We start from the raw sequence: 17,377 nt of genomic DNA, 5'->3' as shown, positions 1-17,377 counted from the left end.
ATCAATGAAAGCGTGTCAACAATATCAATACAGTATGTATCATTTAATTAGTCATTAAATACTTGCACTTGGTAAAAGGTAGCATAGAATCATGGCAAATATTTGACATAAAAAAACCGACCATACAATTGGTAGTATGGTTGGCCTCTTTAGCAATTAATGGCATCAATGCTTGATAGTTTCACTGCATAAGCCTTTCACACTGGATAACGGCTACTGCTCAAAATGCCAAATTACTCTAGACCCAACTCCTCTATCATTTGCTCAACGATTTTGTATTTCTGAATTTTTCCAGTCACTGTCATCGGATATTCATTGACGAAGCGAAAGTAGGTCGGCACTTTATAATGAGCAATATGATCCTGACAGAACTGCTTTACCTCTTCTTCACTTAAGCTATTCGGCTCTTTTGCAATAATCCACGCTGCAAGCACTTCACCATACTTTTTGTCAGGAACGCCAACGATTTGTACATCGCGAATCTTAGGATGACGATAGAGATAGTTTTCGATTTCTACGGGATAGATATTTTCACCGCCGCGAATAACCATGTCTTTACTGCGACCAACCACAGTGATATAGCCATCTTCGTCCATCACTGCCAAGTCACCAGTATGCATCCAGCCATCAGAGATCGCGTCGCGTGTTTTAAATCGGCTGCCCCAATAGCCTTTCATGACGGCATAGCCATAGGTCAGTAGCTCACCCGTCTCGCCAATCGGGACGACATTGCCTGTTTCAGTATCGACGATTTTGACCTCAAGCGCTGGCAGCACCATCCCGACGGTAGATACTCTTTTTTCGAGTGGGGTTTGTGAGCTGGTCTGACAAGACGCTGGACTGGTTTCGGTCATACCATACGCAATAGTGACTTCGCTCATGTGCATCTTATCCATGACACGGCGCATGACTTCTATCGGACAGCTAGAGCCACCCATAACGCCTGTGCGCAAGCTGGTCAAATCAAAACTATCAAAATCTGGATGATCAAGCTCCGCGATAAACATCGTCGGCACACCAAGCAAGGCGGTGCATTTCTCCTCTTCGACCGTTTGCAATACGGTTAGCGGATCAAAACCATCATTAGGATAAACGGCGCAACCACCATGGGTTAAAATGGCTAAATTACCACCCACCATGCCAAAGCAATGATAAAGCGGTAATGGAATACACAGCCTATCATCGCAGGTTAGCTTCATTCCTTCACCAAGAAAATAGCCATTATTGAGGATATTACGATGGCTTAAGGTGGCACCTTTTGGCGTACCTGTCGTCCCACTGGTAAACTGCACACTGATAGAGTCTGTATTGTGCAGCTGGGCTTGGCGCTCCGCTACACGTGGGTCGTTTGCATTACCCTCTGCCATCCAAGCAGAGAACTTTTGCATAAAGTTAAAGTCTTCGTCAGAGTCTGGCTCATCAATCCAAATGATGCGTTCAATCGTTGGAATCTCAACCAAATCAAGCTGTTGATAATTCTTATGATAAATTTCAGGACATAGCTCGCGAATCATTTGCGTATAGTCACTGGTTTTAAAATGACGCATCAACACCAATGCCGAGCAGCCCAATTTATTCAGCGCATATTGCAGCTCAAAAGTTCGATAAGCAGGATTGATATTAACTAAGATAACACCGACTTTTGCCGTGGCTAATTGCATCAACAGCCATTCAGCATTGTTATGCGACCAAATAGCGATACGATCGCCGATTTCAAGCCCCATCTCAATCATGGCACTCGCTAACTGATTGACTTTCTGCTGTAGCTCGCGATACGTCCAGCGGATATTTTGATGGCGAGACACCAAAGCTTCACGCTCAGGATATCTATCAACAATCGCATCAAAGAAGTCTCCAATGGTCGCCTCAATCAGCGGCACATCAGGACCTTTATCATGGCTTTGGGTGAGTGGCGCATTTGCAGAACGTGCGCTTATATTAACTTTGGGAACATTGTTTAGAATACTGTTATTAATAGTACTGTCGAAACCGGTAAACTGAGTCATCACGAATCCTTTCATTTTGCTGTTTGGTGTTGGTCTTATTATACAGTTGCTTATGACATATCTATCTATAATCGTAGAAAGCAGAAATGCGCTACTAGCGTAAATACGATATTCTTCCTTGAATATGCTTGGTCAATAAACATGATAGTCAAATCACGCCTCAACCAATATAGCGCCTTAAACAAAAGACTGTCAATCATATAGATACAGTACGTATCGATTATGGTTGAGATAAAAAGTAGTAGCCACAAAAAAGCCAGCGCTGCATTAAGATGGCAACACTGGCTATGATTTGTAATACTTTTACAATTATGCTTTATCCTTTAGACTTTAAGCACTGCAGGTGCTTTGATCGTTACCGTTGCGCTGACAACCTCATTGTCGTCAAGCAAATCCATAATCAGCTCATCGTCGCTTTCTGTTTTAACTTGCCAATTACCCGCTGCTTGCGGTACACCCGTCACCATCACAGAGATGGCTTTATTTTTTAGGCGAATCATCGGTGGCTTATGATCATAGCCGCTGTGTTCATGACCTAAGATATCATCAGCGATGGTCGCAGCCTGCGCTCGTAATGGCGCAACATAACGACAAGCGACACCGTTGATAGACATACAGTCACCAATAGCATAAATGTGTGCTGCATTGGTACGCAAGGTCGCTGCATCAGCCACGATACCAGTACGACGATTGAACTCTACACCAGCAGCGGCAGGCAGCTTATCATCAACTGTCAGACCTGTACTGGCAATCACATGATCTACAATTAATGGTTCGAGCGGCTGAGTATCAGTATTGTCTACACCCGATGCTAACGGTGCATAGTCTACTTGTAGTTTCTCGACATCGTTGCTGTCGTTGTCATTGCTACTAACACGAGTAACAGCAGACACTTGATACCCTCCTAAAAAGTTAATCCCTTGTGATTTGACCGCTTGAGCGATACGAGCCGTTGCTTTTGTTGGTAGCATTTGTGATAGCGGCGCATCGTTCAAATCAATGAGCGTCACTTGATGACCAGCTTTGAGTAAGTCTTCTGCGATTTCTGTACCCACCATCCCAGCACCGACGATTGCAACATGCTGGCTACCTGCTGCTAGCTTTTCTTGCAGCTGTCCAAAGCGCTCAATATGATTGACATGCCATACTAAATCCTCTGGCAAGCTTTTTGGGAAGATAGGATGCGCACCCATCGCTAACACCATTTTTGCATAGCCGATAGTCGTCAGCGCGTCATCTGACTGCGTAGCAGAGCGTAGATGTACTGTTTGGCTTACCGGATCAATATCTGTCACCTGTGTATTGGCGAGCAAGGTAATCTGCGCTGTCTTTGCTGCATCGCTACCAGATGCCCGTACCAAATCTGCCGCACTTTTCTTTTGGCTAATCGCCATCGTCAGCATTGGTTTATGATAACGATCGCCACTATCAGCTGTCACCAAAGTAATCGGAATCTCTGTATCTTTTGCACGAATCGCATCAATCACATGCCAACCTGCCAAACCTGCACCAATGATAACAATACTGTTGTTTGATACTTCTGAGTTTTCAGCGCTCATATTAGCTCCAATATAAATAAGAGATTATTTTAGTTGTTAGAATATTGACCGCTATTGTATCAGTAAACAGCCATGCACTCATCTATCCAATAACTCACTTAATTAGGGCGTGTCATCAATTAAGCCAGACCACGCAAGAAACCAGATGAATCGCACTAAGGAAATGACTGGCTAACTTGTCATAACGAGTGGCAATCGCACGGTACTGCTTAATCTTGGCAAAGAAGTTCTCTATCAGATGCCTCGCTTTATAAAGTTCTTTATCGAAGTCTCTGGGCTGCAGTCGATGACATTTGGACGGTATGACGGCATTGCCGTGTACTGCTTTGATTAGTTCAATGACGCGGGCATCAGCATCATAAGCCTTATCGGCAAGCCAAGTTTGGCTAATACTGACATCGAGCAGTTCATCTGAGCCACATAAATCATGAGCTGCGCCACCTGTTAGATAAAAACCTGTAGGATTGCCTAATGCATCTGTACGAGTATGTATTTTAGTCGTCAGACCACCTTTACTGCGTCCAATGGCTTGATCCCTTTTTTTCCAGCACTGTGCTGATGGGCTTTGACAATCGTGGCATCTAGCATGGCGTATTCATCATCTGATTGCTCAGACAGCTGATTAAAAACCTGCTCCCATACCCCTTTTTTTGACCAGCGGCTAAAGCGAATATGAACCACTCTGAAGTCGCCAAAACGTTCAGGTAGGTCGCGCCAAGGCATGTCGTCTTGTCATAGTGTCCGATCTCAAATTACTAAATACGATCTAAGTATAGCTTATCCTGAAATATCTCTGCTAATTGATGACACGCCCTAGTTAATATCGAACTCCATGCGATGTGCTGTTGCACGCATGGTTTCACTATCTATTAGTTTTTCGATACAGTATAGACTTGCATGAATGCCTGCACTTATTCCCGCTGATGTGACAATATTACATGTATCATCACTGGCATCTACGAAACGAGTATGAGAGATCACATCGATATCAGGATACGATGCCAGATTATCCAAATCCATCCAATGCGTGGTGGCTGACCTACCAGCCAGCAAACCTGCTTCTGCCAATAGTAACGCTCCTGTACACACTGAAAGTGTAAGCTCTGCCAAATTTGTTTGAGTCTTAATCCAATCAATCACTACCCTATTATGTATTTCTATTTTTTCGGCACCATAACCACCAGGGATTATTAATACATCAATGTCTGGATGGTTAGTAAAACTATAATCAGGAATAACTTGCAGACCATTCCTAGCAGATATTGGCGCTTGGTTCTCAGCTATAGTGATAACGTCAAAATACTTATTATTAGCCGCATTTTCAGCTAACGAAAACACCTCAAAAGGTCCTGCAAAGTCCAACACCTCTACTTCATCAAACAGTAGTATGCCAACAGTTCGCTTTAGCGTCATAGTCAATCCTAATTAAGTTGATATCATTAAGTAAAATCACATCAGTCAGTATCATAAATACTATATTCTCAAACTTGACTAACCAATTAGCTTAGCCATTTCATCTGCCTTTTCCGTTCGCAGTCGCACTAGTCCTGCTATTATACCTGCTCTATTTTCAGCAGTCTTATTTTGACTAAGTTTAAACTGTGCTTGAACATCCGTGATATTGATGCGAATACCAACAATCGCTCGACAAAGTGCTTAAATGTAGTTCACTGGCGCATCACTGAGTGACCAGGGAATAGGTTGGTTGGCTTCAAAATCTGTTGTTAGCTTCGTTAAGATTTCAATCAGCATTTCAGGCTCAGTTATCAGGCGAACTAATCCCGTGATATGCACGCTACGATAGTTCCATGTGGGTACTTCTTTATGGGTTATTGATTTACTTGGATACCAATTGGGGCTGATGTAATGACCAGTATCTTGAAATATAACCAGCCATGGTGCATCAATATTATCACTATTGTTCAAAGTGTTTATTTTGGCAATGTGCCCATATAGACAACCGTATTGACTGCCATCATCTTGCCAGTACATTGGAATATGACAAGTATCTAGTCCAGTATTTGTTTGTACGATGACAGTCGCCTGAGGCTGCTCTTTAAATGCTTTGGGGGTGAACATCATAGGCTCCAAGTCGTTTTTCAAATAGCTATACAAAAGAAACTGAATACAAAGCGCCCCATTAAAGATAGCGTTTAACTGTCTTTAATGGGGCGCTTTGTATAACCAGTAGCAGTGGAAAGAAAAATAAGTTTTAGAACATGTCTTTATGTTAGAAACAGCGCTATAAATAATCGTAAATCAAAATCTATTTAATGATTCAAAATCTTCGATAAGAACTGCTGCGCACGCTCACTTTTCGCGCCTTCAAAGAATTCATCTTTACTACAGTTCTCAACGATATGACCTTCATCCATAAAGATGATACGATTGGCCACCTGACTGGCAAAGCCCATTTCGTGCGTCACACACATCATCGTCATGCCATCACGAGTCAGCTCCACCATCACATCGAGCACTTCTTGAATCATCTCAGGATCGAGTGCTGAGGTTGGCTCATCGAACAACATCGCTATGGGATCCATCGCGAGCGCACGAGCAATTGCGACTCGCTGCTGTTGACCACCTGATAGTTCAGCAGGATATTTATTGGCTTGAACCGTTAGGCCGACACGATCTAGATACGCCATCGCCTTTTTCTTGGCCTCACTCTCTTTACGACCCAACACTTTGATTTGTGCGACCATTAAATTATCGATGATGGTCAAGTGAGGAAATAGCTCAAAATGCTGAAACACCATGCCGACACGGCTACGTAGCTTCGGTAAGTTGGTTTTTGGATCACCAACAGAGATACCGTTGACCATGATATTACCTTTTTGAAAAGGCTCTAGCCCATTCACGGTCTTAATCAAGGTTGATTTACCGCTACCCGATGGACCACAGACCACGACGACATCGCCTTTGTGGACATGAGCGGTACAGTCAGTCAGTACCTGAAAGTCGCCATACCACTTGCTAACGCTATCTATCTCAACGACCATCTCACTGCTAGCATGACCACTATTTGTGACCAGTCCACCAAAGTCATTTATAAACGTTTTAGCATCATTCATCATTGGCTCCTAGCCTTATTCTTACTCTTGCCCAATTGCAGTCGTGCAAAATATATTAATAATCAACGCAGTTAAATTTTGAAAGAGTTAGAGTCTACCCAATGAGATCAGATAACCATGTTCAGATAACCATGCATTGATCGACTCTAACGCTTAACAGTCCTTTATTAAAACCTTAACCTTTTCTGTACGCGTTGTACGCCTACCGAAGCCGCCAAGCTCAAGACAAAATACACCGCTCCAGCTCCTAAGATGTAAGGCGTCAATAGTCCCATTAGCTCACCACGTACGTATGCCGCTCGGAAGAAATCAGTCAGACCAATAGCGAACACTAAAGTCGTATCTTGGAATAAGATAATACATTGCTGTAAAATCAATGGCAGCATCTTGCGAAAGGCCTGTGGCAAAATAACCAGACGCATCGTCTGCCCATAAGTCATGCCTAACGCTTTAGCCGCATTAACCTGACCACTACCGATAGACTGAATACCCGCACGGACGACTTCTGAGAAGTAAGCCGCTTCGAACATCATAAAGGCGACCACACAAGAGGCAAAGGCCGCATCTAGTTGTAGATACTTACCCGCCACCCAAAAATAAATCATCGGTACGGCAAAATAGAACCACAGTAGCACCAACAGTAACGGTACGGATCTAAAATAATTAACATATAACTTAGCGGGGATCTCTAATGCTTTGATACCTGATAAGCGCATGAGCGCCAATACGGTACCTAAGCTGATACCACCGATAATAGCCAAAAACAGGACTTTTAGCGTGGTAATCATGCCACCCATTAAGCCTGGATACGCGGTCGCAAGTTCGGTCATCATACTCATTTCTGACTCCCTGCGATAAGCCCTGGTACTCTTAATTTACGCTCGATCAGACCCATAATAGCGATGAGTGAGAGATTAAAGACGAGATAAATAATCGTCGCATAAGTATAAATCTCAAGGCTATTCTGTGTGTATTCGCTGATGGTTTTGGTTTGACTGATGAGCTCCATGACACCAACTAATGAGGCGACAGAGGCATTCTTAAAACAGTTAGTCAGCTCAGAGCTAAGCGGCGGTAAGATAATACGGAATGCTTGTGGTAGCAGTACTTGCTTATAAGCTTGTGGAATGGTGAATCCTAGTGCATACGCTGCGTTTATCTGTCCTTTTGGTAGCGACTCGATACCCGTACGTACTTGCTCGACGATACGTGCTGCTGTGAATAAGCCAAGCCCAATACTCGCTGAGAGCATCGCGGATGTATTCGGCGATAGATCTCTAAACCACCATTCTTGTAGCGCTGGCGTCAACCAACCAGGTGCCACATAAAACCAAAAAAATAGCTGCACAAGCAGCGGAATATTACGAAAAAAGGTCACATAAGCGGTGCCAATGCGACGAGCTGTTTTGTTAGGTAAGGTACGCATGATACCGAAGACAGTACCGACGACCATCGCGATGGTCCAAGCAATACTACCAATCAGTAATAACCAGCCAAGACCAGTAATCATCCAGTGGATATACAGCTCGTTGCCAATACCCGTATGCTCAAAGAGCACACCCCAGTTCCAGCTATAATTCATGATTGTCTCTCCGAACAGCGATTGAAAAACTTACGTATCAGATGGACGATGAGTCCGATCTGAACACGTAAGCAAGCTAGATTGAAGGACAAATACTACTGTGCAACTGCTACTTTAGGCTGATCGCTATCATGTGGATTGGCGATAAGTGCTTTTAGGTTGTCTGACATCTCAAAGTTCAAGTTGACGTTCTTTGGTGGAATTGGGTTTAGGAACCACTTGTCATAGATGCTATTGATTTCGCCTGAGCTAAAGGTTTTGTTCAGCGCGTCGTTTACGACTGTTTTGAATTCAGGATCGTCTTTACGCATCATACAACCATAAATCTCAAATGATTGCGGTGTACCAACGATAACCCATTCATCAGGATTTTTAGCTTTGGCTTTTTCGCCTGCTAGCAATACATCATCCATCATAAACGCATCAGCACGGCCGCTCTCTAACATCAAGAAACCTTCGCCATGATCTTTAGCAGAGATGATATCGGTATCCATCTTTTTCTCGTCATTGTACTGACGAATATAACGCTCTGACGTCGTACCAGCGGTAGTCACCAGTCGCTTACCTTTTAGGTCTTCAAAGTCTTTGATACCAGAGTCTGCTTTGGTCAATAGACGGGTGCCAATCTCAAAGAAACCATTAGAGAAAGCCACTTGCTCTTGACGCTCGACGTTATTGGTTGTTGAGCCACACTCGAAGTCGACCGTGCCGTTTTGAACCAAAGGAATACGAGTTTGTGAGGTGATGAGGTTATAACGAACTTCTAGATCTGGCATGTTGAGTTTTTCTTTAATACCCTCAACCACTTTCATCTCTAGATCATGTGCATAGCCCATAGGTTGGTTAGGATCATCGGCAACATATGAAAAAGGAATAGAAGAGTCACGATAGCCGACCACGATAGTGCCAGAATCTTTAATTTTTTGTAGCGTACCGTTCATAGTCTCTGAAGTCGCTGCATCATCTGCTGGCGCGTCAGTGCTGGTTTGGCTGCTGTTATTACAGCCTGTTAGGCCCAATGCCATTAACACAGCTAAAGTCAACGGTTTGGAAAATGAGTAGGTCATGAAATACATCCTTTTATCACAAGATTAAATGAGTGCTTGGACGACATAGGTCTGGCTGACCTGACTGCCCCGCATCCGTACGGTTGTTGCTATTGTTTAACACAATGCAACTTAATGTTACTGTACAACAAATTCACGGTAGAGGGTGATTTTTTTTTGAGGGAAGTGTTATTTTGAAATCTATTTATTTTTTGGTTGAAACTCGATGGCTCACAGCTATTACAGCACCACAGAGGTTCACAGATATCTGACGAACCTATAAGGGCACTTATCGATCACTATTACCCATAAGTGATAAAACAGTATGGTAACTGTGATTGATAAATCAGCAGTAATCCCCATAAAGCTAACAACTTCTTAATACTATAAATGACTTATGACACAAGATACTCAAGTCCCAAATACGGACAGCCAAACTGCTGGCAATCATGGTGACAACGACGTACGCCAACGTTTTTTTATTGAAGATTCGCCTGTACGCGGTGATGTGGTACGCCTATCACGCAGCTATGCGAGCACGATTGCCCAAAAGCCTTATCCTGAAGCCATTAAACGCCTATTGGGCGAGATGTTAACGGCAGCGAGTTTGCTTATCAGTACGGTTAAAATAAACGGTCGCCTGTCTATTCAGTTGCAATCATCAGACAGCGATAGCTTGCTGAATTGGGCGATGGCAGAATGCGATCAAGACGGTATTATCCGTGCGCTTGCCAGCTGGAAGGGCGAGACTGATGAGCAAGTGCAAGCTTGGGATGATATGACCCATGCCAAAGAAGCGTTTGCTGAGCTGGGCGCGACTGGACAAGGCGTGTTGTTTATCAACATTCAGCCTGAGGGCGGCGAGCCATATCAAGGTATCGTCGAGCGTAGCCATGACAATTTGGCAGACTGCTTGGCACATTATCAAAAGCAATCTGCACAGATTCCGACGTTGATTAACCTCGCATCTGACGGCTTGCAAGCGGGTGGCATATTGGTACAAATGCTACCGCGTACGGCTGAAGAAACGGCTGAAGTCGAGCAAAATGAAGATGCTGGTATTGATGATGATTTATGGACGCGTTTGTCTGTATTGACGCGTACGGTCAAGCCAGAAGAGCTGACGACGCTGGATGCCAACGAGATTCTTTATCGCTTGTATCATGAAGAAAACATCGTCGCACCCGACCCTGCTCCCCTAGCATTTGGTTGCACCTGCTCGCGCGAAAAGTGTGAAACAGCCATTGAACAAATCGGCGAAGCAGAAGCGTTAGACATCGTCGAAGAGCAAAACGGTACGTTTGAGATGGATTGCGGATTTTGCGGTGAAGTCTATAAGTTCAATAAAGATGATGTAGCAGCGATATTTGCTGAGTAGTTTTTCATCACTATGAATTAGCCTTTATAAAAACCCCTCAAGTGTAATGCTTGAAGGGTTTTGTTTTATACTGAGTCTTTAACTATAGGCATTCGTCATGAGTGGTTTTTGGCAAGAGTTGATTATAAATTGGGGCGGGAATGCTGTTTTAGGTGGATTGATAATCTATCTTGGCAAGATTTACCTCGAAAGAATTGGTCGCAATGAACAAGCAGCTATTGATGAGCGACTAAAAAAACTTGAACAAGATCATGAAAACCTCTTAACTAAAAGGGATCATTTTCATCAAATATCACAGCAAACATATCAGAAACTGTTTGAACATAAAATCGAGGTATACCATCATTTAAATAATCTAGTCTCAAGTTACCAATCGCAAGACTATACCGACTATAGCCAAGGTTTTGACAATGACTCTATAAAATATAAATCAATCAGCTCGTTTATAGAGATAAGCGAGTACATTACTTCAAATTCTACTTATATTACCCCAAATCTTTACAGCAATAACTCTGAGTGGTTTAACTTATATTTGGAAGGCAAAGCAGAAGTAAGTCAAAGAATATCTGTTTTGCACCAGAGTAACAGTCATTCCCAGCAAAGAAATGTAATTGAATTACAAGAGAGAGAAATTGAATTACAAGAGAGCATATACGGAGAGTCTTACGAAAAATCATCTAATATAATTGCAAAAATTACTATTATAATTGAACAGGATATAAAAGAAATTGGACGCTTTATTCATTCAGAATCTTTAAAGTAAACCTATAAGTCTTTATTATACCTAATCAATTTTACTGAAATGATTCCAAATAATACCCACCGCTCTCTAAACTGCCACATCTAAACTTCTAGGGTAAGAATATATGCGCGTTCTACCAGCATAGTCACTTCGTCCATTATCGAGCAACCATTCAACGACTTGCTCGCGCACCCGTCTACTATGAATTAAGTTCATATGATTGACGCCATAAAATATTGCTTTGTGACCATCTGGTACAAATAGCGCATGCTCAGCATCATCCTCGCCCAGCGCTGATGCGACCGACACTAGACTATCCCCTAGCAAATCTGTCACTTTAGACTCGTAATGCGTCTCGATTAAAGCACTGGCGACAAAATAGGTTTTGATACCACTTGGCAACCGTGCAGGGTGACGAAAGTCTTGCGGCAGCACATTACGACCTTCTAGAGAATTCCAGTCAGCATCACGAATACTACCATGACGCAGATCAATGATACCCGCACTACGCATATCACCAAGCTTGGCAAGCGAACCTGCAAATGGCAGCTTGGCAATGATGTCTTGCACATAATTACCGATACGCTCCAGCACGGCGCCATGATGCGGCGAGCCTAACGTGATGAGATTGCCCACTCGTTTTATCCAGTCTAGGCGCTCTTGCTCGCCATAAAACAGCGCGCTACGAGAGACCAAGCCGCCCATACTGTGTCCGACCAAATCTATCTGACTGATGTTTGGGTTATTATTGACCAACTCTTGCAGCAATTGAGAGAACTTGCGACCACTGCGCGAGATACGTCGACCTGTATTGTAATCCAAGTACAACACTGTCGTATCAGGTTGACTAAGGCTAATGGCATCGCCTAGGCTGTTTTCCTCTTGGGCTTGCCAGCTTAAGTGACTCATACATAGACCATGGCATAAAATAGCGACACGCCCTGATAGCGTTTCGCGTTGTAGATTGCCGTCTCTGTCGTATAGCACCATCGGAACAGCAAGCGCATTGTCATTATTAACGAGGTGATCACCCATGACGCCATTGATGACATTGACCAATTTCTTTAAAGAATCCGGCAATGGTCGTGAGCTTTTTTGATCGATCGCCCTTTTATAGATGCGTAGCACTGATGCGAGATTATTACCAACAATCAGCATAATATGGCGTATCGTCCCATAGATGCGTCCAGTGATACCACGTTGCCAATTGTTAACATTGCCTTCGTTAAAACGCCCTAAAGGACGCAAAATAACCTCACGGTGGATGGCTTCTACGATGTCAGTGACTTCAACCACCCCCATCGTCGCCAGTTGGGCTAAGCCCTCAAAAAAATCAGCCAGAGAGACAGGCTCACGCAGCGTCGTCACATTATTATCATCTGCCAACAATTTGACCAGCTCATCGACATCGATGGCTTCAAGTTGATCTATTTGCTCGTACAAATCACCGTGCAGCGGCGGCATGTTATCGTCTGAGACGAAATGTGCCTCAAGTTCATGACGGGTGCGGGCATTACTGTAAGCGCTATCAGGGATAACACTATCAGCATAAGATAAATTTGGACGATTCATAATATTGAAACATTCAGCAAAGGGGATAGTTTTACATACTATCCTTTAAATGAGACAAATAGAAGGGAAATGATTTGACTTTCGGGTACGTTTCTTAGCAAATAACTTAATAATTTTATAGAGATAAGCCTTAAATGATATCATGGATCTCATAAAACAAAAAAATCCCAAGCCATTACTTGGGATTTTTTAGACTGATTAATTTTTTATAAATCTGCTATATAGTATTAATTGTTTATATAAATGACTCGGCCAGTATGACATCGCCATCCTCGCGCGTAATCATAACTGTAGCTGAGCGCGGTGTCTTGCCACCAGCGATAGCGCCCCACGTATTACCAGGATGTTGAATATTGATAAATAACGTTTTGAAGTCTGGGGTCATGGTAATACCCGTCACTTCGCAGCCTTCGGGACCAACGAAAAAACGTTTGATATTATCATCACTAGCAAGCATGCCGACTGGCGTTTGTTGACCAGCCGAGGTGGTGGTAAGCGCACCATCACTCACCTTGCCCGGTAGCGCCGCCAGTAACATGCAGTTCGTGGTATCGGTATAAGCACCATCATCGGTCTGAATCCACAACACGCCACGTGGGTCAAAGTACAGGCCATCTGGCGAAGACAAATCATTGCTGGCATTTAACTGCGATAAGTTTTCTGCGGACAAACCACTAGGCGCAGCAAACAGATAAATATCCCATTCAAAGGTCGTTGCCGCATGATCGCCGCCCGCTTCTGCCCAGCGGATGATATGCCCATTGTCATTGCCACGCGCTTTGCCACCTGCTTCATAGCTGCGCGGATTGGACGCTGAAACGGGCTGGTCGTCACGCTCGCCGCGATATTTATTATTGGTCAAGGTCACGTACACTTCGCCAGTCATAGGGCTAACTGACACCCATTCAGGTCGATCCATCTTGGTTGCACCAACTGCATCGGCGGCGGCTCGGGCAAAGACTAGCACTTCATCTTGACTATTAAATGGCAGGTCGCGATTAGAAGCGTCCAGTCCGTTTTGACCATGAATCAGTGCCTTCCATTCGCCTCGACCATTTTCATTAAAGGTCGCAACGTAGAGCGTGCCTTCATTCATATACTTGTCGCCAGCTTTTAGGCCGCCACCGATATCCGCATTTGACCATGTGGCTTTGGATACAAACTTATAAATATATTCACCGCGAGCATCATCACCCATATAAAAGACCACGGGCTTGCCTTGCTCAACAGGTGCGTAGGCACAGTTTTCATGAGCAAAACGCCCCAGTGCGGTACGTTTCTGAGGTACAGATTTTGGGTCAAATGGGTCGATTTCTGTGATATAACCAAAGGTATTAAAACCATTTCGGTAATCATCGGCAGCGCTTGCCCCAACAGCGGTCATGTCCCAACGTGAGAATTCGTCAGGGATTTTGGCGTCTTTGGCCTCTGGTGTGTGCCACAGGTACTCCCAACCCGGAAAATTCTCCATAGCCCCGTAGCGTTCGCGCCCGTAGTTGTGCCCAGCGCTCAATTGACTGGCATCTTGTCCACGCGCAAATACGCCTAGGAAGTTCTCTTCGGTGGTCAGATACGTGCCCCAAGGTGACAGTCCTGCACCGCAGTTATTATTGATGCCACGCGTCTGAAAGCCTGTCGGATCAAATTTGGTCTTGACCAAATCAGAACCAGCGACAGGACCGGCTAGCTGCGCGGTCGTACTGCTGGTAATACGGCGATTGTATTTTGAATCAGCCACCATCTCATAGCCCGTACCGTCAGCATGTCTGCTCATCTCGACCACCGCAACGCCATGGCAATTGACCTCTCGGCGCACATCGCTAGCAAGGCGACGATTTTGAAATATCGGGGCGGCAGTATCATCTTGGGTCACATAGTAGCCAAACGGACTCAACTCGCTACTATTCACATATTCATGATTCATGACCAGCAGACCATTGTCTGACGCTTTAGCATCATACGCGCCGCCTTTCTTACCGAAGAACCACATGCCATCATGGTTGTCACCCATGCGCCATTCGAACGACTCGGCAGACTGCTCACGATTGTCTTTCCACTCATCGATACCAGAAATCAGTGGTGTACCCAGTGGCAATATCATCTCCGCTTTGTAGCCTTCAGCGACGCTCATCGTTTCGGCAGTGGAGTGTGCCACTGCGGTAAACTTCAAAGCTTCCGGACGCTTGAGATCACCCTGTGCAGGAATAGCAGCATTGTTGCCTGCGCTATTATTGACAGTATTACCGTCATCGTCGTCACTACAGCCGACCAACGGTAACGCGCCAAAAAAAGCGGCTGCCGTCAATCCTGTGCCACCTTTTAAAATACTGCGGCGGTTCAAGCGGCGGCTAATAATGGTTTGAAAGTCGATATTATCGCTAGGGTTAGAGTCCTCAACGACTTCGTGGGCAAGCAGTTGCTTATTATTCAATACTGTCATTATCAGTCACCTTGCTGTTAGGCTGGATTGGCGTAAAAAGGCTCGTTGCGGCTGTATTTTGTCCGCCACAACAATACGAATTACGCTTAAGTCTACTTAGCATTTATGACAGTACGTTGAAAGCTAGATGACAATTTGATGACAAGCTTTCTGATGATAAAATTTTATGGCAACAGATAAAACAAAAAATCCCAAGCGTTAACTTGGGATTTTTGATACTTGATATTTGATAGTAATCTTAGCAAGCTTATTGCACTTGTGCCTGCCATTCATGCGCGTCCAATTTTAGCATAAGCTTATCGCCTGCGTGCAATATACCAACGCCACTTGGCGTACCCGTCATAATCACATCGCCTGCTTGTAAGCTAAACGCATGACTGATATTGGCCAATAATTCATAAACTGGAAACAACATCAAAGCGCTATCGCCGTCTTGCTTCAGCGTATCATTAATGGTCAACTGATAATGCACCTCAGTAAAATCCCCGAACGCTTGCGGATCGATCCAGTCGGCGAGTACACAAGCACCGTCGAAACACTTGGCACGCTCCCATGGATGACCTTTTTCTTTTAGCTCAGTTTGCAAGTCACGCAAGGTCAAATCCAGTCCCAATGTCACCCCGCCGATCGCTTGCTGTGCTTGCTCAATCGTCGCGGCTGATAGGTCTGCCGATAGCTGAACACATAGTTCCGCTTCATAATGCGTATCGCCAAACAGGTCTGGATTTGGGCGGATAACGCCTTGACGAATAGAAACCACCGCAGAGGCTGGCTTCATAAATAGCATGGGCGCGGCTGGCACCTCGTTACCCAACTCATGGGCATGAGCGGCGTAGTTACGACCAACGCAGACGACCTTTCCGATGGGCGCGCGTAAGCTCTGATTGGCATTTTCAGCGCTGTCATCATCATTGACACTTGCGGCAATGGCATTAACTAAAGACATATGTGGTGATTGGCTCATAATAGGGCGGGTCCTCAATTCAAGTGATTGTATCTAAATGGGCTAAAAATGGCTAAATTTTGTCAAACATCGTTAAATAGCTGATTAATATCACGATATTAATCAGCTATTTTTCTCGTTTGACTGCAACTTATCTCATTTTTGTGACCATTTTTAAAATGAGGACACGCCCCAGGCTCTCATAGCAAAATTATCAGATTTTATTAGCAAATTCAGCACTATCTAGCATAACGTTAGCGTTAAATCGTTTCAATAATAAGCCATCTGATGACAAACAACTAAGGAATCGTATTGGTCATCACATCTGGTGGCACATAGCTGGCATGACGGTTCATTCTTTTTTCAAACAGTCTAAAGCTAAATAAGATCACCCATGATAATAACAAGTAGACGATACCAGCTGCAAAGAACAACTCCATTAAGGTATAAGTACGGGCACTAATCGTACGAGCAACACCCGTGATATCCATCAAGGCAATGGTGGATGCCAACGCACTACCCTTTAGCATAAAGATAACTTCGTTACTGTAGGCTGGAATCACAATACCAAAAGCACGCGGCAAGGTAACACGTGTCAGTTTTTGCCATTTTGACATGCCAATCGCATCGGCCGCTTCTAGCTCACCAATAGGAATATTTTGAATCGCACCGCGAATGATTTCTGCCAAATAGGCACTGGTGTTGAGCGTAAAGGCAATAATAGCGCACCAATAGGCTTTGCTCAGTACTGGCTCCCATAAGAACGAATCACGTACCGCTTCGAACTGACCAAGACCATAATAAATCAAAAATATCTGCACCAGCAGCGGTGTGCCACGGAAAAAGAAAATATACAGAAAAGGAATTATCTGTACCGCCCAGCTTTTAGACAGTCTTAACAAAGCTAAAACCAAACCAAAGAGCAGCCCGATAACACCTGATATTATCACTAGTTGAACGGTCAAAACCGCGCCGCCTAGTAAGTCAGGGATATGCTCAAAAATAACCTGCCAATTCCAATCCATAGTATCTCTC

The 17,377-nt window shown here is 44.2% G+C and carries 14 protein-coding genes and 1 pseudogene; 2 read left to right on the top strand and 13 right to left on the bottom strand.

Annotated elements, in window-relative coordinates:
• Positions 1 to 233: 233 nt before the first annotated feature.
• The 9 genes and pseudogenes from ACMFL8_RS02035 to ACMFL8_RS01995 all read right to left on the bottom strand — a co-directional run bounded on the left by ACMFL8_RS02035 (position 234) and on the right by ACMFL8_RS01995 (position 9,288).
• Positions 234 to 2,006, bottom strand: coding sequence for an AMP-binding protein (locus ACMFL8_RS02035; protein ID WP_413189956.1), 1,773 nt, complete (start codon positions 2,004 to 2,006; stop codon positions 234 to 236).
• A 323-nt stretch (positions 2,007 to 2,329) separates the two neighbouring features.
• Positions 2,330 to 3,565, bottom strand: coding sequence for an FAD-dependent oxidoreductase (locus tag ACMFL8_RS02030; RefSeq protein WP_413189955.1), 1,236 nt, complete (start codon positions 3,563 to 3,565; stop codon positions 2,330 to 2,332).
• A gap of 115 nt (positions 3,566 to 3,680) precedes the next feature.
• Positions 3,681 to 4,288, bottom strand: a pseudogene (locus ACMFL8_RS02025) (IS5 family transposase); the annotation flags it as partial.
• Positions 4,289 to 4,378: 90 nt separating this feature from the next.
• The gene (locus ACMFL8_RS02020) at positions 4,379 to 4,978 is read right to left on the bottom strand and encodes a DJ-1/PfpI family protein (protein WP_413189954.1); all 600 of its coding nucleotides are present in this window, start codon (positions 4,976 to 4,978) and stop codon (positions 4,379 to 4,381) included.
• A 243-nt stretch (positions 4,979 to 5,221) separates the two neighbouring features.
• A complete protein-coding gene (locus ACMFL8_RS02015; RefSeq protein WP_413189953.1) occupies positions 5,222 to 5,644 on the bottom strand; it encodes an FMN-binding negative transcriptional regulator in 423 nt (140 codons plus the stop codon).
• Between the two features lie 191 nt (positions 5,645 to 5,835).
• Positions 5,836 to 6,567, bottom strand: a complete 732-nt coding sequence (locus ACMFL8_RS02010) for an amino acid ABC transporter ATP-binding protein (protein WP_037033768.1) — start codon at positions 6,565 to 6,567, stop codon at positions 5,836 to 5,838.
• A 239-nt stretch (positions 6,568 to 6,806) separates the two neighbouring features.
• On the bottom strand, positions 6,807 to 7,478 hold the full coding sequence (locus ACMFL8_RS02005) for an ABC transporter permease subunit (RefSeq protein ID WP_194620797.1): 672 nt from the start codon (positions 7,476 to 7,478) through the stop codon (positions 6,807 to 6,809).
• The gene (locus tag ACMFL8_RS02000; RefSeq protein ID WP_189582821.1) at positions 7,475 to 8,221 is read right to left on the bottom strand and encodes an amino acid ABC transporter permease; all 747 of its coding nucleotides are present in this window, start codon (positions 8,219 to 8,221) and stop codon (positions 7,475 to 7,477) included. The genes ACMFL8_RS02005 and ACMFL8_RS02000 overlap by 4 nt, the downstream gene beginning before the upstream one ends.
• A gap of 95 nt (positions 8,222 to 8,316) precedes the next feature.
• Complete coding sequence (locus ACMFL8_RS01995) at positions 8,317 to 9,288, bottom strand: glutamate/aspartate ABC transporter substrate-binding protein (protein WP_194620796.1); 972 nt, start codon at positions 9,286 to 9,288, stop codon at positions 8,317 to 8,319.
• Positions 9,289 to 9,664: 376 nt separating this feature from the next.
• On the opposite strand from ACMFL8_RS01995, the gene ACMFL8_RS01990 reads away from it, so the two are divergent.
• Entirely contained in the window at positions 9,665 to 10,645 is a 981-nt protein-coding gene (locus ACMFL8_RS01990) for an Hsp33 family molecular chaperone HslO (protein ID WP_413189952.1), read from the top strand.
• Positions 10,646 to 10,742: 97 nt separating this feature from the next.
• Entirely contained in the window at positions 10,743 to 11,408 is a 666-nt protein-coding gene (locus tag ACMFL8_RS01985) for a hypothetical protein (protein WP_413189951.1), read from the top strand.
• A 66-nt stretch (positions 11,409 to 11,474) separates the two neighbouring features.
• Here ACMFL8_RS01985 and ACMFL8_RS01980 read toward each other — a convergent pair whose 3' ends face one another.
• The 4 genes from ACMFL8_RS01980 to ACMFL8_RS01965 all read right to left on the bottom strand — a co-directional run bounded on the left by ACMFL8_RS01980 (position 11,475) and on the right by ACMFL8_RS01965 (position 17,367).
• Positions 11,475 to 12,959 (bottom strand): alpha/beta fold hydrolase, encoded by a 1,485-nt coding sequence (locus tag ACMFL8_RS01980; protein ID WP_194620794.1) that lies wholly within the window; start codon positions 12,957 to 12,959, stop codon positions 11,475 to 11,477.
• 235 nt (positions 12,960 to 13,194) lie between these two features.
• Positions 13,195 to 15,399: a PhoX family protein gene (locus ACMFL8_RS01975; RefSeq protein WP_413189950.1), complete on the bottom strand. Its 2,205-nt coding sequence runs from the start codon at positions 15,397 to 15,399 to the stop codon at positions 13,195 to 13,197.
• A 247-nt stretch (positions 15,400 to 15,646) separates the two neighbouring features.
• A complete protein-coding gene (locus ACMFL8_RS01970) occupies positions 15,647 to 16,363 on the bottom strand; it encodes a fumarylacetoacetate hydrolase family protein (protein WP_413189949.1) in 717 nt (238 codons plus the stop codon).
• Positions 16,364 to 16,641: 278 nt separating this feature from the next.
• Positions 16,642 to 17,367 (bottom strand): ABC transporter permease, encoded by a 726-nt coding sequence (locus tag ACMFL8_RS01965; protein ID WP_194620792.1) that lies wholly within the window; start codon positions 17,365 to 17,367, stop codon positions 16,642 to 16,644.
• Positions 17,368 to 17,377: the final 10 nt, after the last annotated feature.

Origin of the sequence: Psychrobacter sp. AT9 (genome assembly GCF_047272965.1) — a bacterium.
Lineage (GTDB): Bacteria > Pseudomonadota > Gammaproteobacteria > Pseudomonadales > Moraxellaceae > Psychrobacter > Psychrobacter glaciei.
The sequence above is the reverse complement of the archived record's forward strand: the minus strand, read 5'-3'. Positions and strand labels throughout refer to the sequence as shown.